Source organism: Sphingobacterium kitahiroshimense (genome assembly GCF_025961315.1).
Classification (GTDB): domain Bacteria; phylum Bacteroidota; class Bacteroidia; order Sphingobacteriales; family Sphingobacteriaceae; genus Sphingobacterium; species Sphingobacterium anhuiense.
Map to the genome: position 1 here is coordinate 3,718,132 of NZ_JAOQNK010000001.1, position 22,256 is coordinate 3,740,387.

At 35.9% G+C, this 22,256-nt stretch carries 23 protein-coding genes; 21 read left to right on the forward strand and 2 right to left on the reverse strand.

The window, feature by feature from the left end; translation table 11 throughout:
• Positions 1 to 174 precede the first annotated feature (174 nt).
• Positions 175 to 1,065 (forward strand): ACP S-malonyltransferase, encoded by an 891-nt coding sequence (gene fabD / locus M2265_RS16480; RefSeq protein WP_132770002.1) that lies wholly within the window; start codon positions 175 to 177, stop codon positions 1,063 to 1,065.
• A gap of 45 nt (positions 1,066 to 1,110) precedes the next feature.
• Here the strand turns inward: fabD and M2265_RS16485 are convergent, their stop codons facing one another.
• Positions 1,111 to 1,836: an RDD family protein gene (locus M2265_RS16485; RefSeq protein WP_132770000.1), complete on the reverse strand. Its 726-nt coding sequence runs from the start codon at positions 1,834 to 1,836 to the stop codon at positions 1,111 to 1,113.
• Positions 1,837 to 1,869: 33 nt separating this feature from the next.
• Here M2265_RS16485 and M2265_RS16490 point away from each other — a divergent pair, with 33 nt between their 5' ends.
• Genes M2265_RS16490 through M2265_RS16515 form a run of 6 tightly spaced genes read left to right on the forward strand, consistent with a single transcriptional unit; the run spans position 1,870 to position 8,034 of the window.
• On the forward strand, positions 1,870 to 2,832 hold the full coding sequence (locus M2265_RS16490; RefSeq protein ID WP_132769998.1) for a stage II sporulation protein M: 963 nt from the start codon (positions 1,870 to 1,872) through the stop codon (positions 2,830 to 2,832).
• The gene (locus M2265_RS16495) at positions 2,823 to 3,737 is read left to right on the forward strand and encodes an ABC transporter permease (protein WP_132769996.1); all 915 of its coding nucleotides are present in this window, start codon (positions 2,823 to 2,825) and stop codon (positions 3,735 to 3,737) included. The genes M2265_RS16490 and M2265_RS16495 overlap by 10 nt, the downstream gene beginning before the upstream one ends.
• Positions 3,727 to 4,521, forward strand: a complete 795-nt coding sequence (locus tag M2265_RS16500; protein WP_132769994.1) for a DUF4129 domain-containing protein — start codon at positions 3,727 to 3,729, stop codon at positions 4,519 to 4,521. Before M2265_RS16495 ends, M2265_RS16500 begins: the two co-directional genes overlap by 11 nt.
• Complete coding sequence (locus tag M2265_RS16505; RefSeq protein WP_132769992.1) at positions 4,518 to 5,717, forward strand: DUF4350 domain-containing protein; 1,200 nt, start codon at positions 4,518 to 4,520, stop codon at positions 5,715 to 5,717. The genes M2265_RS16500 and M2265_RS16505 overlap by 4 nt, the downstream gene beginning before the upstream one ends.
• Complete coding sequence (locus tag M2265_RS16510; protein ID WP_132769990.1) at positions 5,717 to 6,706, forward strand: AAA family ATPase; 990 nt, start codon at positions 5,717 to 5,719, stop codon at positions 6,704 to 6,706. Before M2265_RS16505 ends, M2265_RS16510 begins: the two co-directional genes overlap by 1 nt.
• The gene (locus M2265_RS16515) at positions 6,706 to 8,034 is read left to right on the forward strand and encodes a DUF58 domain-containing protein (RefSeq protein ID WP_165905889.1); all 1,329 of its coding nucleotides are present in this window, start codon (positions 6,706 to 6,708) and stop codon (positions 8,032 to 8,034) included. The genes M2265_RS16510 and M2265_RS16515 overlap by 1 nt, the downstream gene beginning before the upstream one ends.
• 101 nt (positions 8,035 to 8,135) lie before the next feature.
• Here the strand turns inward: M2265_RS16515 and metK are convergent, their stop codons facing one another.
• A complete protein-coding gene (metK, locus tag M2265_RS16520; protein WP_021190713.1) occupies positions 8,136 to 9,389 on the reverse strand; it encodes a methionine adenosyltransferase in 1,254 nt (417 codons plus the stop codon).
• 311 nt (positions 9,390 to 9,700) lie between these two features.
• Between metK and M2265_RS16525 the strand changes: the two genes are divergently transcribed.
• The 14 genes from M2265_RS16525 (at position 9,701) to nuoF (ending at position 22,235) form a co-directional block, all read left to right on the forward strand.
• Positions 9,701 to 10,579 (forward strand): diacylglycerol/lipid kinase family protein, encoded by an 879-nt coding sequence (locus M2265_RS16525; RefSeq protein WP_132769988.1) that lies wholly within the window; start codon positions 9,701 to 9,703, stop codon positions 10,577 to 10,579.
• Positions 10,580 to 10,587: 8 nt separating this feature from the next.
• Complete coding sequence (locus M2265_RS16530) at positions 10,588 to 10,938, forward strand: translation initiation factor (RefSeq protein ID WP_132769986.1); 351 nt, start codon at positions 10,588 to 10,590, stop codon at positions 10,936 to 10,938.
• 467 nt (positions 10,939 to 11,405) lie between these two features.
• Positions 11,406 to 12,236 (forward strand): MotA/TolQ/ExbB proton channel family protein, encoded by an 831-nt coding sequence (locus tag M2265_RS16535; protein ID WP_132769984.1) that lies wholly within the window; start codon positions 11,406 to 11,408, stop codon positions 12,234 to 12,236.
• A gap of 98 nt (positions 12,237 to 12,334) precedes the next feature.
• Complete coding sequence (locus tag M2265_RS16540) at positions 12,335 to 12,994, forward strand: ExbD/TolR family protein (protein WP_021190709.1); 660 nt, start codon at positions 12,335 to 12,337, stop codon at positions 12,992 to 12,994.
• A 24-nt stretch (positions 12,995 to 13,018) separates the two neighbouring features.
• Entirely contained in the window at positions 13,019 to 13,573 is a 555-nt protein-coding gene (locus tag M2265_RS16545; protein WP_021190708.1) for an ExbD/TolR family protein, read from the forward strand.
• 36 nt (positions 13,574 to 13,609) lie between these two features.
• Positions 13,610 to 14,497, forward strand: coding sequence for an energy transducer TonB (locus tag M2265_RS16550; protein WP_132769982.1), 888 nt, complete (start codon positions 13,610 to 13,612; stop codon positions 14,495 to 14,497).
• Between the two features lie 300 nt (positions 14,498 to 14,797).
• Positions 14,798 to 15,733: a PstS family phosphate ABC transporter substrate-binding protein gene (locus M2265_RS16555; RefSeq protein WP_132769980.1), complete on the forward strand. Its 936-nt coding sequence runs from the start codon at positions 14,798 to 14,800 to the stop codon at positions 15,731 to 15,733.
• A 26-nt stretch (positions 15,734 to 15,759) separates the two neighbouring features.
• Positions 15,760 to 17,478, forward strand: a complete 1,719-nt coding sequence (locus M2265_RS16560; RefSeq protein ID WP_132769978.1) for a tetratricopeptide repeat protein — start codon at positions 15,760 to 15,762, stop codon at positions 17,476 to 17,478.
• A 105-nt stretch (positions 17,479 to 17,583) separates the two neighbouring features.
• A complete protein-coding gene (locus M2265_RS16565; protein WP_132769976.1) occupies positions 17,584 to 17,961 on the forward strand; it encodes an NADH-quinone oxidoreductase subunit A in 378 nt (125 codons plus the stop codon).
• 102 nt (positions 17,962 to 18,063) lie between these two features.
• Positions 18,064 to 18,615 carry an NADH-quinone oxidoreductase subunit B gene (locus M2265_RS16570; protein ID WP_132769974.1) on the forward strand — a complete coding sequence of 184 codons (552 nt, stop codon included), beginning with the start codon at positions 18,064 to 18,066 and terminating at the stop codon, positions 18,613 to 18,615.
• Positions 18,608 to 19,111: an NADH-quinone oxidoreductase subunit C gene (locus tag M2265_RS16575; RefSeq protein WP_132769972.1), complete on the forward strand. Its 504-nt coding sequence runs from the start codon at positions 18,608 to 18,610 to the stop codon at positions 19,109 to 19,111. The genes M2265_RS16570 and M2265_RS16575 overlap by 8 nt, the downstream gene beginning before the upstream one ends.
• Before the next feature lie 20 nt (positions 19,112 to 19,131).
• A complete protein-coding gene (locus tag M2265_RS16580; protein ID WP_021190702.1) occupies positions 19,132 to 20,367 on the forward strand; it encodes an NADH-quinone oxidoreductase subunit D in 1,236 nt (411 codons plus the stop codon).
• Positions 20,360 to 20,878: a complex I 24 kDa subunit family protein gene (gene nuoE, locus M2265_RS16585; protein ID WP_132769970.1), complete on the forward strand. Its 519-nt coding sequence runs from the start codon at positions 20,360 to 20,362 to the stop codon at positions 20,876 to 20,878. The genes M2265_RS16580 and nuoE overlap by 8 nt, the downstream gene beginning before the upstream one ends.
• A gap of 1 nt (position 20,879) precedes the next feature.
• Complete coding sequence (gene nuoF / locus M2265_RS16590) at positions 20,880 to 22,235, forward strand: NADH-quinone oxidoreductase subunit NuoF (protein ID WP_132769968.1); 1,356 nt, start codon at positions 20,880 to 20,882, stop codon at positions 22,233 to 22,235.
• Positions 22,236 to 22,256 lie beyond the last annotated feature (21 nt).

Here is a 22,256-nt window from a genome sequence, read left to right on the forward strand (position 1 = left end):
TTTTATTCCTTAAAGGAATTTAAGAGATGCATAAACGGATTGACTGTATACGATTTCATGAATTAAAATATTAAAGTATAGGTAACGCGTACAGCTTCTGATATTCGACTTTATGATATTGTATATAAAAGACAATTTATCTAAGTTTGTGCATTAGAACAGATAATTTTAAATATGAAAACAGCATATGTATTTCCTGGTCAAGGCGCTCAATTCGTAGGAATGGGGCAGGACCTGTATAATCTGAATGAAGAAACAAAAGCTTTATTTGAAAAAGCAAACGATATATTAGGGTTTCGTATTACCGATATTATGTTTGCAGGAACTGATGAGCAGCTGAAACAGACCAACGTTACTCAACCAGCGATTTTTTTACATTCAGTGATTTTAGCGAAAGCCTTGGGAGATCAATTTCAACCTGATATGGTTGCAGGTCATTCTTTAGGTGAGTTTTCTGCTTTAGTATCAGCGGGAGCTTTGTCTTTTGAGGATGGATTGAAATTAGTGTCACAACGTGCTAACGCGATGCAAAAAGCTTGTGAATTGGAGCCTTCCACTATGGCTGCGATTTTAGGTCTTGAAGATGCTGTTGTGGAGGATATTTGTGCAAAAGTGGATGATGTAGTGGTTGCGGCAAATTATAATTGTCCAGGTCAATTGGTAATTTCTGGCTCTATCGCCGGAGTAGATAAAGCTTGTGCGCTTTTGACCGAGGCTGGCGCTAAACGTGCTTTGAAATTAAATGTTGGCGGTGCTTTTCACTCTCCATTGATGGAGCCGGCTAAAGTTGAGCTACAGGCAGCAATCGAAGCGGTTGAAATTAACACGCCGATTTGTCCTGTTTATCAAAATGTGGATGCAAAGCCATATACAGATGCAGCAACGATAAAAGAGAATTTGATCGCACAGTTAACTGGTGCAGTACGTTGGACTCAAACAGTTCAAAATATGTTAGCAGACGGAGCAGAAGCTTTTGTCGAAGTAGGCCCGGGCAATGTGTTACAAGGTTTGGTGAAAAAGGTGAACCGTCAGGTACAGACTTCTGCAGCAAGTATTGCGGAGTAATTACTTTAAGAATAAATAGAAAAAGTCGCCCATAGGCGGCTTTTTCTATTTATTACGGAATAAGATATAATGATCTTTCATGACTTGATTGACAAAATCATTAGGATGCATCGTTGATTTAACATCCATAATGTTTTCTAGTTTCTGAGTAAGGGCTAAAAGAATATTGTAGTCTTTCCTTCTGACAGCGCCATCGTAAATCTCCTTTACCTTATTTGCATCTTGATCGCTCAATTTAATTACTTGCGGAAAGATGATGTCTTTTTCTGATGGGACATCCTCAAAGATGGTCTGTTGTAGGTTTAATTTTGCTTTTAAACTAATGACAGATGTCTCACCGGATAAATCGCCAATACGTTGTCCATATTTGGATAGGGCAATTGAAGTAATTGCAATCCCGCCCATACACATCCAGATATCAACCAGAGAAAATGTCCAACGGGCAAAATATTGATAAAAGTTGGCGCGGGTTCCGTCGATCTTAACCACTTTAATTTTCATGATTTTCTTTCCTATGCTTTGTCCTGACATTGCGGTTTCCATAACAAGAGGATACAAGAGGGCGGGAAGTGTCAATAATGATAGAATACCAAAGAATAACCAGGAATCTCCCATATTAATATGGAAAGAGTCAAGAATGACAATTATTAAGATATAATAAACAAGAATAATAAAGTAATCAATAGCAAAAGCAATAATTCTAGAACCTAATGAAGCTAAATTGTATTCTATTTTTACGTTCTGTGGAGTATTTATTAATAGTTTATTCATATATTTGAAATAGCCGGTTTAAAATTTATATTCATGAGAGAAGCATCATTCATCGAGCGAAATAAGGAAAAATGGTTGTCAATTGAAAATAATTTATCCATTCATGTTGATGTTAATCCCGATGAACTGGCGTCAAATTATATTGAACTCACCAATGACTTAGCCTATGCACAAACTTTCTATCCAGAAAGTAGGACAAAAGATTATTTAAATGAGTTGGCCATTTTAGCACATCAAAAAATATATAAAGATCAGAAAGCTTCTGAAAATAAACTTAAGCATTTTTTTTCATATGAAATACCTTATGCTGTTTGGGAAATGCGGCGGCCGTTGTTGTTTTCTTTTTTGATTTTTCTTTTGGCGAGCATTATTGGGTTTTTATCTGCTCACTATGATGAAAATTTTGTGCGGTTAATTTTAGGAGATGCCTATGTCGATCAGTCCATTGATAATATCCGAAAAGGGGATCCTGCTGCCATTTATGCATCAGGGAATAATTTTGGATCTGCACTAGCGATCACCATTAATAATGTAAGGGTAGCTTTTTTAGCTTTTACGTTTGGTGTTTTTTTTAGTGTGGGAACGGGTTATATTCTTTTCTCTAACGGTATCATGTTAGGTGCATTTCATTATATGTTTTATGAATACGGGGTTTTACAAAAGGCGATGTCTGCCATTTGGATACACGGAACTATAGAAATTTCTGTTATTATCATAGCAGGAGGTTGTGGTTTAATGTTAGGTAATAGTTTCTTGTTCCCAAAATCATATAGTAGAATGGAAGCCTTTATTCGAGCGGCAAAATTATCAATGAAGGTTTTAGCGAGTACAATTCCATTTTTTATACTTGCTGGTACATTAGAGGGGTTTGTTACCCGTTACTATCATATTTCTATGACCATGTGCTTGCTGATCATAATAATTACATTGGTGATGATTTTATATTATTATATTCTACGTCCTTTTCAATTAGCTAAAATCAATCAATGGAAATAAATTTCGAATTTCAGAAGGAACGTAAAATTGGCGATTTTTTACAGAGTTTTATCGATTTGTTAAAAATTGTTTTGGGTCATTTTGTCGGAACAGTTTTTAGTGTTTCTATTATACCCTTGAGTATCACGACAATCCTCTATTACTATTTATCTACAAAAATTACATTTTCATCCGAAAGTGATTCCTTTGAAGATCTTAACGTGTACTTATGGGTAAGTCTTCTGTGTGTTACTATCCTATTATTAGGATTATACATTTACGGTATCTGCATCGAATATTTTATTTTATTGAAGAATCAAAAAAATACGGACTTTACAGGTAGAGATTTATTGAACGCATTTCGAAACCACATCGGTATGTACGTGAAGTTTTTCTTCGCGTCTATGTTGGTCGTCTTAATAATTGGTATTCCCGCGGGAATAGCTATGATTATTCTCATGTTTATTCCTTTGTTTGGCAGCTTTGCGATTGGAATCTTATTTTCAATAATTGGATTGTGGTTTTTCTGCTCGTTCTTGTTTTATCGGGAAGGATATTTTTCTTTGACGACGACTTTTTTAGAGACATTTAATGTCATTCGAAAGAATATTGTTCAATATGGTATTGCCACTTATATTGTTAGTTTCATTTTTCAAGTAGTCATGATGATGTTGACTTTCATTCCAGGATTAATCATCGGGCTAATTTCCTATAATTTCTTGGAATTTGATAGCTCTTTTTTCGATGGATCTTTTGGGAAAATGTTAATGACCATAGGAGCGCTCCTTGTAACTCTTCTGACAATTTTTTTATATATGGGAGGTGTTCTGGCAAATGGGATCATCTACGAAACGGCGAAAGATTTTAAATATGGCGATCGTATCTATGCGATGATTGCAAATTTGGGAGGGAAAAATGATGAATAGATATTTTTTTGTTATTCTTTTATTTTTCACGACAGCTAGCTATGCAAATAAAGACTCTATGCGTATGGCTATGCCGAGTATAGATACATTAAAGCAAAGTCGCGTCGATATTTGGAACAAGAATTTGTTTCAGGAAATTCCGAAAGATAATCGTGCTGCTACAGTAACGATTACAGATTATAAAAGTGTCTTGGATCGCTATCAATCCGAAGAGTTTATCTATTCTGAGAATATTAAAGATAAAATTGGTTTTTTTGATCGTTTAATGACCCGTTTCAATCGTTGGCTAAGCAGTTTGATGCCCAATTCTTCTTTTAATTATAATGAAGAGTTTTTCTATTTCTTAGGAATATTAGGTTTAGCGGTATTGATTTATATCTTTTATAAATTAATTTATTCAAGGGATAGCTTCTTTAGAAAAGACAATAAAGAGCCTGAAACAGAGGGTGTTCAAAATTTGGGGTATGTAGAGAAGAATTTGATGAATACTGATTTAAAGCCCTATCTCGTTGATTCGATTAAGGATAGAAATTATACACTCGCTATTCGTTATATGCAATTGTTAAATATTCAAAAACTAGCACATGCTCATGTGATCAAGTGGAAGTATAGTAAAACAAATAATGATTTTGCAAATGAAATTTCAGACTCAGTTTTAAAAAATGAGTTTATTAAATGCACTCGGGTGTTTGAATATGTTTGGTTTGGTGATTTTAATTTAACTGCTGCCGATTTTGAGCGTTATCAACAAGATTTTAAAAATTTTCAATCTAAAATCTCATGAAAGGCTCGTTAAAATTTAGCGTATTTATTTTTACAATTGTATTTGGTGCAATTGGTATCATTGATCTAACGAGTAAGAAACCTATTATTTGGGACAGAACATTTGATCAAAAAGATAAAAATCCCTTCGGACTTTATGTGACCCATGAAGAGCTTCCACATATGTTTGACAAACAGGCGAAGGTTATCGATATTAAAGAAGATCTATTTACCTACTTTGAATCAGACAATAGACTTAATGCTCCAAAAGAACAGCTGTTGTTTATTTCAGAAGCGTTTGACCTTGGTGATGCTGTTAATAATCGCATATTAAAATTCGCGACAAATGGCGGCAAAGTTTTTATTGCTGCCGAGCAGATCAATCAAAAATTATTAGATACGTTACAGGTTGATTATGAATACTTCTATGATAATCAAGATGATATTGAGGAAGAAATAAAAGTTGAGCTTACCCAAGATGGGATACCTATTTCTTTTAATAAGAGTACTTTGGATTATTCGTTCACCAAACTACCAAAGTCTGCAACGATCTTAGGTGGTTTGCGCTATAAGGAACATTTGTTGCCGAACTTTATTTCTTTAAAAATAGGTAAAGGGAGCATCATGCTACATATTACACCCGAGTTATTTGGTAATTATTATTTGTTGAACAATCAAAAGCAATATCAATATGTCGCCAGAGCTTTTAGCTATTTGGATGGACAGACTATTGGGTGGTATGATTTTAAGAGTAAATATAATGAATCGAAAACACCGCTTCGTGTTCTGTTAAATCATATGGGATTGAGACAAGCATGGTATTTATTGCTAGTCAGCTTATTATTGTTTTTAATTTTTAAGAGCAGAAGAGAGCAGCGCGCTGTTAAAACAGTTCTTCCAGAACCTAATTTGTCTAAGCAGTTCTGTGAAACCATTGCAACATTATATTATGAAAATGGTTCTCCGGAAAATATGGTTCACAAAAAGATTGATTATTTTTTACATGATATTCGCAAAAAATTTCATGTTGATACATTACTTATTCATGAAGAAGAATTTTTAGAGAACTTGTCTGAACGCTCTGGTGTATCAAAAGAAATAACAGCAGAAATGATTCAATTGATAACACAATGCCAAAAAGGAAGTCATTTTACAGAACAGGATTTAAGAAATGTCAATACTAAAATAGAAGAATTTAAAGTTAAAGCAGAAATGTAATGAGTGAATTTGAAAAATATATGCCTTTTGAGAATCGTTTAGATTTGACGGTTCTATATGATAAAATGGCAGCTGTAAAAGCTGAAGTAAAGAAAGTGATTGTTGGTCAGGATCAACTCTTGGATATGCTATTGATTTCGATCCTAGCATCAGGTCACTCTTTGATTGAAGGTTTGCCTGGAGTGGCGAAGACATTATCTGCGAAATTGGTTTCAAAAACAATTGCTAGTGATTTCAAACGAATTCAGTTTACACCGGATTTAATGCCTTCAGATGTCACAGGTTCTTCTATTTTGGATTTAAAGACGAATGAATTTATTTTTAAGAGAGGACCTATTTTTGCGAATATCATCTTAATTGATGAAATAAATCGTTCTCCTGCCAAAACTCAGGCATCTTTATTTGAATCTATGGCCGAACGCCAGGTGACAGTTGATGGGGAAACTTATTTTTTACCGACCCCGTTTATTGTATTTGCAACACAAAATCCAATTGAGCACGAAGGAACTTATCGACTTCCAGAGGCACAATTAGATCGTTTTCTTTTTAAAATAGATGTTCATTACCCTGATCAAGAACAGGAGTTGTTGATTTTAAAGGAGCATCACTTACAAAAGGCGCAAGATAAAGAAGCGTTGGTTCAACAGGTTGTGTCTTCGCAAGAAATTGCTGATTTTCAGCGTTTGATCAAATCCATATATGTACATGATGAAATTTTGGTTTATATCGCTCATTTAATTTCTAAGACCAGAAACAATCCTAATTTGACATTAGGTGCATCACCTCGAGCTTCAATTGCTATTTTGGAATCTGCTAAAGCTTCAGCAGCACTAAATGGTCGTGATTTTGTCACACCTGAAGATATTAAAAAAGTTGCTTTTGCGGTTTTAGGACACCGTGTTATGCTGACTCCTGAGAAGGAAATGGAAGGTTTCACAACAGATTACATTATTGATCAAATCATTGCTAGTATAGAAATTCCGAGATAATGAAGAAGCTCAAACAACTGTATTTCACAAATCGATTTTTTTATGGTCTGCTGACCATTGCAACATTTTTTGTTATTTCATTTTTTGTGAAAGTGTTGTTTATTCCTGTAGCTATTCTTTTTTGGATCTTAACTGCCGTGATGATCTGGGATTTGATATTCTTATTTTCTGGTAAAGGGAATGTTTCTGTGATACGGAATTATCCAGAAAAATTTTCTAATGGTGACGAAAACCCACTTATTATCAGAGCCGAAAGTCGGTATCCCCGTCGGATATTCGTTCGTATATTAGAAGAATTTCCAGTGGAATTACAGGTTCGAGATAAAGATTTTGAAATTACATTATCCCCTTTTTTAGAAAAGGAAATTCATTATAGTCTGAAATTGACACGTCGGGGTATTTATTCTTTTGGAAAATGTTGTGCTATGGCTCGTTTTTTGGGTTTTTTTGAAAGAAGGTTTGCAACAAATGATACCTTAAGCATTCCATGTTATCCTTCTTTTATTCAATTACGTAAATATCAGCTTTTAGCCACGACCAACAGGTTGAATGAAATGGGTGTTAAGCGTATTCGAAGAATTGGTGCAGCCATGGAGTTTGATCATGTGCGTGATTATGTGCAAGGAGATGATTACAGAAGGATGAATTGGAAGGCTTCAGCCAAAGTTAAGAAATTGATGATAAATCAATTTGAAGAAGAAAAATCACAACCCATTTATAGTTTCATTGATACTGGACGAGCGATGCGTATGCCGTTTGAAGAGATGACATTATTGGATTATTCCATTAATGCTACTTTAGTTTTATCTAATGCGGCTATTTTGAAACATGATCGTGCAGGGATGCTTACTTTTTCAAAAGAGATCGGTAATCAGGTTGTTGCAGAGAAGCGTAATAATCAAATGATGCGGATTTCAGAGGCACTCTATCATATTCAAACCGAATTTCAGGAGTCTGAATTTGGCAATTTATATACTTACGCGAATAAACATATTAATAAACGTTCTCTTATCTTTATTTACACAAATTTCGAAACTTTGGATGCTCTAAATAGGCAGTTAGCTTATTTAAAAATGCTCAACCGTTCTCATATCGTAGTAATTGTCGTATTTCAAAATACAGAATTGGATGAACTCGCGAAAAGTTCGCCTTACAGGACGATTGAAATATATAACCAAATTATTGCTGAAAAATTCATTTATGAGAAAAATCTCATTATTCAAGAATTGCATAGAAACGGAATTCAAACAATTTATACAGCACCAGAAAATCTAACCATCAATTCGATTAACAAATACTTAGAGATTAAAGCACGAGGTCTTATCTAATCAGTCTGTAGAGAGATTAAACTACCATATCATAAAAACACAGCAGGCTCATCATATGATGAGCCTGCTGTGTTTTTATGAGTGTAGCCAAATTTAAATGACTATAAACCAAAAGCTGTCTTTACCTTATCAATAAAGTCCAGTTTTTCCCAAGTAAATAGCTCAACTTCAACTGTTTTTTTATCACCGTTAGAATTTTCAAATTCTTTCGTTACAGTTTTTGGGGTTCTACCCATATGTCCATATGCTGCGGTTTCCGAATAAATTGGGTTTCTTAGGCCTAACCTGGTTTCAATACCGTAAGGAGTCATGTCAAAAATTTCAGTGATTTTATCGGCAATTTGACTATCGTTTAATTCCACTTTGCTTGTTCCATAGGTATTGACATAAATTCCCATAGGATCTTTTACACCAATCGCATAAGAAATCTGAACTAAAATTTCATCTGCAATACCTGCGGCAACTAAGTTTTTAGCGATGTGACGTGTTGCATAAGCAGCAGAACGGTCTACTTTTGACGGATCTTTTCCTGAAAAAGCTCCACCGCCATGTGCACCTTTACCACCGTATGTATCAACAATAATTTTGCGACCTGTCAGACCGGTATCACCATGTGGTCCACCAATAACAAATTTTCCTGTTGGGTTAATATGAAACTTGATATCACCATTAAATAATTCTTGCAGTTCAGGTTTTAATTGTGCTTTCACCCTTGGGATTAAGATATTTTTAATATCAGCTGTAATTTTTTCACGCATCTCTTCTTCTGATGAAAAATCATCGTGTTGTGTAGAGATCACTATGGTGTCGATACGTGCTGGTTTATGATCTTCCGTATATTCTAACGTTACTTGTGATTTAGCATCAGGGCGTAAATAAGTAATTTCCTTATTTTCACGACGTAATGCCGCTAATTCATAAAGTAAGCGATGCGATAAATCTAAGGCCAGTGGCATATAGTTATCCGTTTCATTGCTTGCATATCCAAACATGATTCCTTGATCGCCGGCACCTTGATCTTGCTTTGCCTTACGGTCTACACCCTGATTAATATCTGCCGACTGTTCATGGATAGCTGATAATACACCACATGAATTTGCTTCAAACATATATTCAGACTTGGTATAACCAATGCGCTCTATTACTGCACGTGTTATTTTTTGAACATCTAAATATATTTTTGATTTCACTTCACCTGCAAGCACAACCTGTCCCGTTGTAACCAAAGTTTCGATTGCAACGCGTGCATCTTCGTCCCAAGCTAAAAAATTGTCAATCAGTGCATCTGAGATTTGATCAGCAATTTTGTCTGGATGTCCTTCTGAAACAGATTCGGACGTAAATAAGTAAGCCATATTACCTTTTTTAATATTATATTATAAGGATTTGCGAGGAGAGGTTATTTCAATAGAAAAGTACTAAATAGCCTTGCTATATGATGGTTTTAGCACTTTTTTACTGTGGTTGCAATCTCCTGTTATATTCTCATTAAGAATATACTACGCAAATCAGTCCACATTTTTATTGTCGACACAAAACTACAATACTTTCTGTTAAGTTTAAAGATTTCTTGTAGAATAGTTTAAAATAGCTGGATCAATTTCAATGGTATTTAAGAATTTTGACATTGTTTCAAGAAATTAGTGAATAAGCGTATATTTGATTTATGGGAGAACGTAAACAAATACTGTTTGTTATCAATCCGATTTCGGGAGGGAAGCGCAAAACATCTTTTAAGAAGCAGGTGTTGGATGTGCTTGATTTACAAAAGTTTGATCCTACTTTTCAGGAAACATCCTATGCAAATCATGCGTACGAAATTGGTTTGCGAGCTGTTGAAGAAAAGTACGATGCAGTGATAGCAGTAGGAGGCGATGGAACAATAAATGAGTTAGGATCGGCATTAGCAGAGAGCGGTATACCCTTAGGTATTGTTCCTGAAGGTTCAGGTAATGGGCTTGCCTTGTATCTTGGTATTCCCTTAAATGAGACTGCTGCAATTCGTCGAATAAATCGATTTGAATTTGTAGAGGTGGATTGTGGCACGATAAATAATAGAAAGTTTTTTAATATTGCTGGATTAGGTTTTGATGCATCTGTTAGCGAGAATTTCGCTAATGAGAATATACGTGGGCCTTTGGGATATTTGAAATCGGCAATAAACGTACTTAGTAAATATAAACCGTGCGATTATAAACTATGGATTGATGGTAAAGAGTACGAGCGTAAAGCTTTTATGATTTCTGTCGCCAATTCACCACAATATGGTAATAACGCTTATATCGCACCACAGGCATCAGTCAACGACGGGATATTAGATGTGTGTATTGTTCATCAATTTCCAATGTACATCTTACCAAAAATGTTGTTTCATTTGTTTAATAAGTCAGCGGATCAGTCCGACTACGTCGAAATAATTCCGGGAAGAAATATTAAGATTGAAGCGATTGTAAAATCGGTTGTTCACATTGATGGTGAGCCAGTTGACTTGGGGTCGAGTCTTGATATTGGTATTATTCCTAAGGCATTGAAAGTTATTTGTTAAAAAAAGTTATGAGTAAAAATAAGAAACAGCAGTATGAGGGCGTTGTATATTCAACAGATAACAGTTTTGAATATCAATTTTCAGAGTTATTAGAGGACCTAGAAACACTTCCTAATCAAAAGCAACAGCTCAAAGTTCAATTGGATCGTAAGATGCGAAAAGGGAAAGTTGTCACACTCGTTACCGGATTTAAAGGTAAACAAGAAGACCTTGAAGCGTTATGTAAGTTTTTAAAACAGAAATGCGGTGTTGGAGGAAGTGCTAAAGATGCTGAAATAGTTGTACAGGGAGATTTTAAACAGAAAGTTGCTGATCTGTTACTTTCTGAGGGATACAAAGTAAAATTGGTGGGAGGTTAGTATTCCATTATTTTAGCCTTAAAAAGGTCATATTGATCAGGGGTAATCTTTGTAAATGACTGAAAATTAATAAGTAATATTCGTTTAAACATAGATGGAAAGTTTTTTGATAGACGTAGATAGGTGAGTGAGCGGTTACTTGAATTTGCAATTAAATCGTTTGTTTTCTTGCATATCAAAAAAAAAATGGTTTTCATTGTAAAAAATTTATTGCTTTCTCCTGATAAAAGGGATTAGTCGTATAGATTCAAAGTCGGAACCGCTGAGGTGATAACTTAATATTAAGGAATTGTAAAGGGAATTTAAAGTCTCTTTTATATTTCTAATATATTTCGCTTTAAGATTTTAAATATGGCATAAAAGACTATATTTGCTTGACAAATTTTAAAACGAATACATATAACAAGCATATAATTAAAAAAAACATATTATATTTAACAACAGTAAAAAACTAAAAAATTAGAAAAATGGCAAACGCACCTAAAACAAGTCCTGCTGCAAAACAAGAGAGCAATAATTCAGGTTCTTTCTTTGCACAAGCTGCAATTATCATTTGTTTCATTCTCGGTTACCTTTTATGGAAATTTGTGATGGGTAGTCCTTCAAACTTTCTTGATAATAATCCAGAGAACCAACCTTTACCAGGTAACTATTTAGGAATGGTTTATCACGCAGGTGCTGTAGTACCGGTTTTATTAGGTTTATTCTTCATGGTATGGGTATTCTCTATTGAGCGTTTCATTGTAATTGGAAAAGCTTCTGGAACAGGAAATGTTGGTAATTTCGTAAGAAAAGTACAAGTATTAATTAATGGCGGTAATTTAGATTCAGCTATTGCTGAGTGTGACAAACAAAAAGGTTCTGTTGCAAACGTAATCAAAGCTGGTTTAGTAAAATACAAATCAGTTTCTGCTGATACTGCTGTAGATACTGAGAAAGCAACAATTGCAATTCAAAAAGAGATCGAAGAAACAACAGCATTAGAAATGCCGATGTTAGAGAAAAACTTAAACGTAATCGCTACATTAGTTTCTATCGGTACATTAACAGGTTTATTAGGTACAGTAACAGGTATGATCAAGGCCTTCAGTGCGTTAGCAACAGGTGGTACTCCTGACTCAGCTAAATTAGCAAACGGTATTTCTGAGGCCCTAATCAATACAGCGACAGGTATCGGTACTTCAACAATTGCGATTGTAATGTACAATATCTTAACAGCTAAAATTGATAAATTAACTTATTCAATCGACGAAGCTGGATTCTCAATCGTACAAACATACGCTGCGAACCACAAATAGTAATTATATGATGTTTTTGAAAATTATTTTATGGAATAATTGTTTCATTAGCATCATATAGAAAGAGATTGAATAATTAATTTATAAAGAAGTTTAAAATGGGTAAAGCAAAAATAAAAAGAGCCAGTACATCCATTGATATGACCGCGATGTGTGACGTATCATTCTTGCTTCTTTCATTCTTCGTAATGACATCTACAGCGAAACAACCGGAAGCATTCGAGGTTGATACGCCGGCGTCTACCACGAAAGATAAATTACCAGATTCAAACGTAGGTATTATTACGGTTGGGGATAAAGGTAAAATATTTTTTGGTGCGACAGACCGCGATGTTAGGGTTAAAACTTTAGAGAAAATGTCATCAAGATATGGCGTTAACTTTTCTCAACAAGATTACGACCAGTTTGCGTTGATGGAAAATGTCGGTACTCCTATGAAAGCGATCAAGCAAGTGTTGGCAATGGAGCCAAGCAAACGTCTTGAGCCTGGTGTTCAGAATGGTATTCCTGTCGATAGTACAGAAACATTATCTAATGAATTATACCAATGGATACAAACAGCACGTTTAGCTGCAGAAGAGGTAAATAAGGCAAAAGAAGGGGAAAAGGATTTTGTTTATCCAGGACCATTGAAAATTGCTATCAGAGCTGACGCAACGGAAAAGTATCCTTCAATTAATGCGGTAATCGAAACATTACGTAATCAAAAGCAAAATAAATTCAGTTTCATTACTGGTTTACGTGCTGAAGATAAATAATGTTGATTTAATAAAAAGACATAAATGGCAGAATTAAATCAAGACAGTGGTAAGGGTGGCAAAGGCGGAAAAGTAAGATCTAAGAAAAACGGTGGTAAAGTCGATTTGACAGCCATGGTAGATTTAGCATTCTTATTAATTACCTTCTTCATGTTAACTACGTCTTTAAATAAACCACAAGCAATGGACGTTGCGATGCCTGATAAAAATAAAATTAAGGATGAACAATCTGAAGTACTAACAGCAGATAACCGTTCCGTAACGATTTTATTAGGATCTGACAACAAAGTTTCTTGGTATTATGGACAGGTAAAAGCACCTATTGAAGGTCCAACGGTTACAGGGTTCGGAGCAGATGGAATACGCAAGGTTTTAATTGAGAAAAAAGCTTACGTTCCTCGTGTTTCTGGCGGAAAAGATGTAATCGTGATTATCAGACCTAGCGATATGTCTACACAAAAAGATCTTGTTGATATTCTTGATGAGATGAAGATTGTAGATATTAAGCGTTATATGATTGCGAAGATTAGTCCTGAAGAAATAGATGTTTTAAAACGTGATAATATTTATAATGACTAAGTTAGTTATTATAGAAATCACGAAAACTATAGAAATATGATTGGGTCAAAATTAGATATTTTTAAAAAGGAATGGCTTGATGTAGTATTTCAAGGCAGAAACAAGGAGTATGGTGCTTACGAGCTTCGTAAGCTTGCTCCTAAAGCTACCAACGTAGGTTTGTTGGCTGTAGTTGTTGCCGTGGTACTATTGAGTCTTCTGAAATTATTTGGAGGTAGCTTATTTCCTGATAAACCTGTTGAAGCCCCTCCAGTTGTTACTGAAGTGACTTTAGAGGATTTGGAGGAAATTAAACCACCTGAACCAGAAGAAGAAGAGCCACTTCCGATTGAGGAGGAGAAGCCTCAGCAAGTGGCGATGGACATACCAAAAGAAGATTTGGTACGTTTTCCAGAACCAAAAGTAGCTCCGGCTGCACAAGTGAAAGAAGAAGTCGCTGCTCAAGAAGAGTTTAAGGATGATAAAAAAACTCCTGCTCGTTTAACTTTAAAAGGTAGCGCAACAGGTTCTTCAGTAGCTCGTGGTGAGTTCGGTACTAAAAAACAAGATGGTGCTATTACAGGTGTTAAGAAAGGTGATCCAAATGGTGATCCAGATGGATTAATTTCCTTCAATGCTGTAGAGGTTCAACCATTGCCTCCTGGAGGTATGGCTGCTTTTATGAAGTGGGTAGGAGAAACTTATGAATATCCTTCTGGCGCTTTAGAAAATGGTATCATGGGTGTAGTTGAGGTATCTTTCGTTGTTGAAAAAGATGGTAGTTTAACAGATATTTCTGTAAAACGCGATCTTAAATACGGAACTGGTGATGCTGCAGTTAGAATGTTGAAAAAAGCTAAGAAATGGAAACCAGGTATTCAAAATGGTCGTCCTGTTCGTGTAGCTTATACATTACCTATTCGCTTAAACACACAAAATCAGTAATTAGTGGCGAACTTTAATTCGAATAATACAAATTACAGACAGAAATCGCCTATAAAGCGATTTCTGTCTATTTTAGGACTATTTATGTTTGGCTTGTATTTTGGGCTGGGCTTACTGGTTATTTTTTGGAAAGATTTACCCTTGGACATCAACCCAACGTATAGAACATTGTTTGGAGTTGTTCTGATTGTTTATTCTTTCCTTCGTTTCGTCAGATTGTGGCAAAGTAATTTTAATTAGCCTCGTTACGAAATTAGATTTGCCTTAATTTTTGCAACCTATTTATTAAATGATTGCCCTATGAAAAACAGCTTAAAAATAATTTTATTTTCAATTTCTGGAGTTTTTATGTTGATGAGTTGTAATCGTAATGGCAAGCAAGCTCCAACAGCTCCCAGTGAGGATATTCTACGAGGTAAAGTAAATGTACTTGTTGATGAGACCTTGTATCCAATCATTAAAGAACAGGTTGATGTATTTCAAAGTTCATACTCAGATGCTACCATACAATTGTTGGCCAAACCTGAAATTAAAGCCATAAATGCGTTATTGGCGGATACTTCAAATGTGATTATTTTAACACGTAAGTTGACAGCTGCTGAGGGGAAAAATTTTAAGGACCGAAAAATTGTTCCAAAGGAATATCAAATAGGGAGTGATGCAATCGCTTTGATAAATAATGTTAGTGATGCAGATACTATCATCACACTTTCTGACGTTAAATCATTGTTAAACGGCACACTTAAAGGTAAGTACAAAGTAGTTTTTGATAATGCAAACTCAAGTACTTTACGATTTTTAAAGGAATATCTATCTATTGATAAAATTGATCCAACAGCGATTTCTGCCTTAGAGAATAATACTGATGTCATCAAATATGTGAGTGAGAATAAAGGAAGTATCGGAATTGTAGGTTTCAACTGGATATTGGATATGACTCAAAAAAAATCTGAATTATTGAATAAAATTCGTACATTGAGCGTAGAAAATGCTTTAGGAGCTAAGAAAGACGGTTTGTTCTACAAACCTTCGCAATCCAATATATCTTTAGGTGTATATCCTTTTACAAGACCTATATATGTATTGAATTATCAGCCGAACATGGGCTTAGGCCTGGGCTTTAGTGCCTTTTTGACAGGAGATAGAGGTCAGCGTATTTTTTTAAAAGCTGGACTTTTACCTGCAACAATGCCAGGACGTGATATTATTATTAGAGAAGAAAACAGTTTAAATTAGAGTATAAAATAGTACAACAATAGATTATGACAAACAGTAAATTATTATTTAGTCTGTTATTAGCAGGTTCTGTTGGCACAGCAAGTGCACAAAGTTTAAAGGATGCTAGAGCGGCTATTGAAACAGAAAACTACGGTAAAGCAAAAACAATTTTGCAACAATTAGTAAGTAAACAAGCTAAGGTTGGTGATAATTACTTCTATTTAGGTCAGATTTATTTAGTCAATGATAAGCCTGATTCTGCGGCAATTTTCTTCAATCAAGGTTTGACTGCTGATCCAAAATCACAGATTAATAACGTTGGTTTAGGCTACATTGATTTGTTGAAAAAAGATAAGGCTTCGGCTGAAGCTAAATTTTCTGCAGCTAGTGCAAACTTAAAGAAAAAAGATTACGAAGAATTGTTGGAAATTGGTCGTGCTTATATTAAGGCGCCAGAGCCAGACTATGCAAAAGCCTTGGATTATTTAACACAAGCTAAAGCAAAGAATGCTAAAGATGCTGCTATTCCTTTAGCATTGGGAGATGCTTACAGAGGATTGAAGGAAGCAAGTAGCGCTTACTCAAGTTATAGTGAAGCAACTGATTTGGATCCGAATTCAACTCGCGCTAAAATTGGACTTGCAGTAATTGTTCGTGGTGCACAAGCTTTTGATGAGGCAGTTGCTCAATTGACAGAGATTACTACAGCGTCACCTACTTATGCTCCGACTTACCGTGAACTGGCGGAGACTTACAATATGTGGTCAAAAGCACCTGGTACATCTGACGAGAAGTATGTGGAATTAAATAAAAAAGGTGTTGAGCAATATAAAAAGTATTTAGAAGTTAATGGTGATAACTCTTTGGAAGCAAAGATCCGTTATGCCGATTTCTTGGTTTATGCTAGACAATACGATGAGTTAGGAGCAGTTTCTGAAGAATTAGCGAAAAATCCAGATGTAGATCCTAAGATTTATCGTTATTTAGCATACAATGCATTTAGAAATAAAGACTACGCTAAAGCATCTGAGAATATACAAAAGATGTTTGCAAAAATGGATCCTCTACGTGTAATTCCTTTGGATAATATGTATGCAGGTTTATCTGATGTCGCTAATAATAAAGTTGAATCGGGTATTGTATTTATTCAAAAAGCAATTGATCAAGATAAAGAATTGTTAGCAGAAGTTGCTGAAACAGCATTTGCAAAATATCAAGATCAAGAGACTGCAACTGCAGTAGCATTATTTGAGATTATTGCTAAATATCCTGATACTGATTATTACTTCGATTCTAATTATTATGCTGGAGAAGGTAATTACCAAATTGGCTTTAAAAAAGATCAGGAAAGTAAGGATGAGGAAGGTAATGTAACCGATCAAGCTTTAAAAGATCAAGCTGTTGCCGCTTTTGTAAAATCGCAAGCACAGTTAACCGTTATCGAAAATGCGAATAAACCTGAGGTATTAGAAAAATACTTGGTTCCAGCGCTATACTACAAAGCTTTCTCTGCTTTAGGTACGGATAATTTGGAAACTCCAAAAGGTGATTTTGTGGCTCCTTTCGAAAAATTAATTAAAGTTATCAACGAAAGAGGCACACAAGAGAAAAATAAAGCATATTTAATCGATGCTTACACTTATATTGGTTTCTTCCAATACAGTAAAAATGAAATGGCTAAAGCAAAAGCTAGTTTCCAAGAAGTATTGAAATTAGATCCTGAAAATGAGAATGCTAAATCTTATTTAGAAGGTATTAAATAGACTTAGTATTTTAAAATAAAAAGGGGAGAACAAATGTTCTCCCCTTTTTTGATTTTAGGCTATTTTTTCTTAAATTTAGGTTTTACCAATATAAACATTTTTGATATGGAGCAATTTAGTGCGAATGCACCTATTGACTATCTGCCAATTTTATTTCAGCTTATTGTTGCTGCTGGATTTGGTATTGGAACGATCATCATCACACATCTCATTGGCCCAAAAGTAAGAACTGCAAATAAGCTTAGTTCATTTGAGTCGGGTATTGAAGTTGTTGGAAATGCAAGACAGCCCTTCTCGATTAAGTATTTTCTTGTTGCTATTCTGTTTGTCATTTTTGATGTCGAAGTTATCTTTATGTATCCGTGGGCAGTTAATTTTCGAGAATTTGGATTTGAAGGTTTGATCCAGATGTTTATTTTTATGGCCATGTTGCTTTTAGGCTTCATTTATGTCATTAAAAAGAAAGCTTTGAGCTGGGATTAGAATAGTTCTAAATTGCGCTAACAGCTTGATTTTTATCTAGAAAATGTTAGTTTTGATATGTGCGATAGCACACAACTGTAAACCACTTTAAATTATATTTCCATGAGCGATATTAAGTTGGCCAAAGCACCTCCGGGAGTTGAGGGCGCTGGTTTTTTTGCCACGAGTTTGGATAAAGCGATTGGTTTGGCGCGTTCAAATTCTTTATGGCCTTTGCCTTTTGCTACTTCTTGTTGTGGGATCGAATTTATGGCTACAATGGGTTCAACATATGATCTTGCTCGTTTTGGCGCAGAAAGACCAAGTTTTTCTCCTCGCCAAGCCGATATGTTATTGGTAATGGGAACCATTGCTAAAAAGATGGCTCCTGTTTTAAAGCAGGTGTATATGCAAATGGCTGAACCTCGTTGGGTGATTGCGGTTGGTGCATGCGCCTCAAGCGGAGGGATTTTTGATACGTATTCTGTCTTACAGGGAATCGATGAAATTATTCCTGTTGATGTATATGTGCCTGGATGTCCGCCGAGGCCAGAAGCAATATTAGACGGCGTCTTACGCTTGCAGGATATTGTTAAAAATGAATCATTGAATAGGAGAAATACACCTGAATACCGCGCTTTATTAGAAAAATACGGAATTGAAACTTATGAATAAGATAGATAATACCTATTTGTGGGAGAAGTTAGGGTCTAAATTCGGTGCTGATGTGTCACAATTGGCTGATGACTATGATCTATTAACAGTGAATGTACATATTGATGCTATTCATGCTGTGTTGACTTTTTTGAAACATGATGCGGAATTGCAGTTTATTCACTTGACAGATATTACGGCAGTTCACTATCCGCAGCAGAAACAGTCATTTGAAGTGGTATATCATCTGAATAGCCTCGTGCATAATATTCGGATTCGGATTAAAGTGACGATAGACGGACAAAATCCGGAAATTCCTACGGCTACTACCATTTGGAAAGGTGCAAATTGGATGGAGCGAGAAACGTATGATTTTTATGGTATACAGTTTTTAGGGCATCCAGATTTAAGGAGGATATTAAATGTAGATGAGATGGAGGTTTATCCTATGCGGAAGGAATACCCTTTAGAAGACCCCAACCGTGTAGACAAGAAAGATCTCTATTTTGGACGTTAACGTTAGAAAGGAAACCAGTTATGAACGATTATATTACCAAGATATCCCCAAATAAACCTGTTTACGATGATAATGATCCCCAGGATGAGTTGATAACCTTAAATATTGGTCCTACACATCCTGCGACTCATGGTGTATTTCAAAACGTAGTCCAAATTGATGGTGAACGTATTGTTAGCGGTGTTTCAACAATCGGTTATATCCATCGGGCGTTTGAAAAAATTGCTGAACATCGACCATTTTATCAGATTACCCCGCTCACCGATAGATTGAATTATTGTTCTGCCCCCATTAATAATATGGGCTGGCATATGACCGTTGAGAAGTTATTAAAAATAGAAATTCCAAAGCGTGTCCAGTATATGCGGGTTATCGTAATGGAATTGGCTCGTATTGCTGACCATATTATCTGTAACGGTATTCTCGGTGTTGATACGGGGGCATTTTCAGGCTTTTTGTATGTTATGCAGGAGCGGGAGTTTATATATGAAATTTTTGAAGAAATATGTGGAGCCCGTTTAACGACCAACATTGGTCGTATCGGTGGTTTTGAAAGAGACTTTAATGCTATTGCATTTGCAAAGATTGAAGAATTTTTAAAAAGATTTCCTCCGGTTCTGACAGAATTTATGGAGCTATTTGACCGAAACCGAATTTTTATAGAGCGAACATCTGGAATTGCGGCCGTTACGCCGGAAGAAGCTTTAGATTATAGCTGGTCTGGCCCTATTTTACGTGCTACAGGTGTGGATTATGATATTCGTGTTCAAAACCCCTATTGTTCCTATGATGAATTCGATTTTGATATCCCTGTAGGTACAAAAGGAGATGTTTATGATCGCTATATGGTGCGTAATGAAGAAATGTGGCAATCTTTACGCATTATTGAACAGGCTTTAGCTAAAATAGAGAAAGAACCTAAGGGAGTTTTTCATGCTGATGTACCGGAGTTTTATTTACCTCCAAAAGAACAGGTGTACACCAATATGGAAGCATTAATCTATCATTTTAAAATTGTGATGGGAGAAGTCGATACCCCTAAGGCTGAAGTTTACCATGCTGTCGAAGGTGCCAATGGAGAATTAGGATTTTACCTGGTGCACGATGGCGGACGTACCCCTTATCGTTTACATTTCAGAAGGCCTTCCTTTGTCAATTACCAAATGTTTGCTCCGATGAGTGCAGGAATGTTGCTTTCGGATGCGATTCTTAATATGAGTAGTCTTAACGTTATTGCAGGAGAATTAGATGCTTAGTATAAAAAATAATGAATATGTTGAATTTTCTTCAACATTGCTAAATCAATTTGCTGAAGTAGTGGGACGTTTTCCGGAAGGGAGACAAAAATCGGCATTGCTTCCTATACTGCATTTAGTACAAGCGGAGTTTGGGTGGTTAAGTCCTGATGCTATGGATAAGGTCGCTTATTATTTAAGTATAGAGCCTATCGAAGTTTATGAAGTTGCTTCTTTTTATACGATGTATCTATTGCAACCACAGGGGAAATATGTTTTGGAAATATGCAGAACTGGTCCCTGTTGCCTGGTCGGAGCGGAACGTATTATGAGCCATCTTGAACATAAATTGGGTGTTAAAGAAGGAGAAGTGACGGCAGATGGATTGTTTTCATGGAGAGGAGTCGAGTGTTTAGCAGCCTGTGGCTATGGGCCTGTCTTACAGATCGGACCTGAATACACTTTCTACGAAAACTTAACCGAAGATCGTGTTGATCAATTAATAGATGATTTAAGCTCAAAAACTAAGTAATATGGCGCGTAAACTTTTGTTAACACATATTGATGTTCCAGGGATTCAAACTTTTGATGTTTATCGTCAACATGGCGGATATCGTGCGGTTGAAAAAGCACTTAAAACGATGTCCCCTGATGATGTTGTTGAAGAAGTTAAGAAATCAGGTCTTCGTGGAAGAGGAGGAGCTGGTTTTCCTACTGGGATGAAGTGGAGTTTCTTAGCAAAACCGGAGGGTGTTCCTCGTTATTTAGTGTGTAATGGAGATGAATCTGAACCAGGTACTTTCAAGGATCGTTATTTGATGACACATATTCCTCACGCTTTGTTGGAGGGAATGATCGTCTCTAGCTATGCTTTAGGAGCTAAGACTTCTTATATCTATGTTCGAGGTGAAATGATGCCTCAGATCCGTATTCTTGAACGTGCTATTGAGCAGGCGAAAGCTGCAGGTTTTTTGGGTAAGAATATTTTGGGGTCAGGTTATGATTTAGAGATTTATGTACAGCCGGGAGCTGGAGCTTATATCTGTGGTGAAGAGACTGCCTTATTAGAGTCTTTGGAAGGTAAAAGAGGAAATCCGAGAATAAAGCCCCCTTTTCCCGCTATAGCAGGATTATACGGCTGTCCTACAGTAGTCAATAATGTTGAATCGATTGCCGCTACTGTTCCGATTATTAATGATGGTGGAGAAGAATATGCGAAGATCGGTATAGAGCGGAGTACAGGAACAAAATTAATATCGGCCAGTGGAAATCTAGTAAAGCCAGGTGTATATGAGATTGATTTAGGCTTATCTGTAGAAGAATTTATTTATTCAGATGAGTATTGTGGTGGCATCGCAAATGGGAAAAGGTTAAAGGCGGTAGTCCCCGGCGGTTCATCGGTTCCTATTTTACCAACGAATTTAATTTTAAAAACAGCAAATGGCAATAACCGCTTAATGACTTATGAATCATTGGCTGATGGAGGTTTCCAAACAGGAAGTTCCATGGGATCAGGCGGTTTTATTGCTTTCGATGAGGATCAGTGTATTGTGCGCAATACGTGGAATTTTAGTCGTTTTTATCATCACGAGAGTTGTGGACAGTGCTCTCCTTGTAGAGAGGGAACAGGATGGATGGAGAAAGTGTTGCACAAGATCGAGATGGGACATGGCAATTTATCTGATATTGAATTGCTTTGGGATATACAGAGACGTATTGAAGGAAATACGATCTGTCCGTTAGGTGATGCTGCGGCATGGCCAGTGGCTGCGGCCATACGACATTTTAGAGATGAGTTTGAATGGCATATCAATCATCCAGAGGATGCATTGACTCGTAATTTTGGATTGGCGCATTATGCAGATCCTTTAGTACCGATTGTTTCTTAATTAGATTGTGATAAACGCGAT

Bases quoted from the DNA above. Each gene is read 5' to 3' on its own strand.
- fabD (WP_132770002.1), top strand. From the start codon at position 175: ATGAAAACAGCATATGTATTTCCTGGTCAAGGCGCTCAATTCGTAGGA.
- M2265_RS16485 (WP_132770000.1), bottom strand. From the start codon at position 1,836: ATGAATAAACTATTAATAAATACTCCACAGAACGTAAAAATAGAATAC.
- M2265_RS16490 (WP_132769998.1), top strand. From the start codon at position 1,870: ATGAGAGAAGCATCATTCATCGAGCGAAATAAGGAAAAATGGTTGTCA.
- M2265_RS16495 (WP_132769996.1), top strand. From the start codon at position 2,823: ATGGAAATAAATTTCGAATTTCAGAAGGAACGTAAAATTGGCGATTTT.
- M2265_RS16500 (WP_132769994.1), top strand. From the start codon at position 3,727: ATGATGAATAGATATTTTTTTGTTATTCTTTTATTTTTCACGACAGCT.
- M2265_RS16505 (WP_132769992.1), top strand. From the start codon at position 4,518: ATGAAAGGCTCGTTAAAATTTAGCGTATTTATTTTTACAATTGTATTT.
- M2265_RS16510 (WP_132769990.1), top strand. From the start codon at position 5,717: ATGAGTGAATTTGAAAAATATATGCCTTTTGAGAATCGTTTAGATTTG.
- M2265_RS16515 (WP_165905889.1), top strand. From the start codon at position 6,706: ATGAAGAAGCTCAAACAACTGTATTTCACAAATCGATTTTTTTATGGT.
- metK (WP_021190713.1), bottom strand. From the start codon at position 9,389: ATGGCTTACTTATTTACGTCCGAATCTGTTTCAGAAGGACATCCAGAC.
- M2265_RS16525 (WP_132769988.1), top strand. From the start codon at position 9,701: ATGGGAGAACGTAAACAAATACTGTTTGTTATCAATCCGATTTCGGGA.
- M2265_RS16530 (WP_132769986.1), top strand. From the start codon at position 10,588: ATGAGTAAAAATAAGAAACAGCAGTATGAGGGCGTTGTATATTCAACA.
- M2265_RS16535 (WP_132769984.1), top strand. From the start codon at position 11,406: ATGGCAAACGCACCTAAAACAAGTCCTGCTGCAAAACAAGAGAGCAAT.
- M2265_RS16540 (WP_021190709.1), top strand. From the start codon at position 12,335: ATGGGTAAAGCAAAAATAAAAAGAGCCAGTACATCCATTGATATGACC.
- M2265_RS16545 (WP_021190708.1), top strand. From the start codon at position 13,019: ATGGCAGAATTAAATCAAGACAGTGGTAAGGGTGGCAAAGGCGGAAAA.
- M2265_RS16550 (WP_132769982.1), top strand. From the start codon at position 13,610: ATGATTGGGTCAAAATTAGATATTTTTAAAAAGGAATGGCTTGATGTA.
- M2265_RS16555 (WP_132769980.1), top strand. From the start codon at position 14,798: ATGAAAAACAGCTTAAAAATAATTTTATTTTCAATTTCTGGAGTTTTT.
- M2265_RS16560 (WP_132769978.1), top strand. From the start codon at position 15,760: ATGACAAACAGTAAATTATTATTTAGTCTGTTATTAGCAGGTTCTGTT.
- M2265_RS16565 (WP_132769976.1), top strand. From the start codon at position 17,584: ATGGAGCAATTTAGTGCGAATGCACCTATTGACTATCTGCCAATTTTA.
- M2265_RS16570 (WP_132769974.1), top strand. From the start codon at position 18,064: ATGAGCGATATTAAGTTGGCCAAAGCACCTCCGGGAGTTGAGGGCGCT.
- M2265_RS16575 (WP_132769972.1), top strand. From the start codon at position 18,608: ATGAATAAGATAGATAATACCTATTTGTGGGAGAAGTTAGGGTCTAAA.
- M2265_RS16580 (WP_021190702.1), top strand. From the start codon at position 19,132: ATGAACGATTATATTACCAAGATATCCCCAAATAAACCTGTTTACGAT.
- nuoE (WP_132769970.1), top strand. From the start codon at position 20,360: ATGCTTAGTATAAAAAATAATGAATATGTTGAATTTTCTTCAACATTG.
- nuoF (WP_132769968.1), top strand. From the start codon at position 20,880: ATGGCGCGTAAACTTTTGTTAACACATATTGATGTTCCAGGGATTCAA.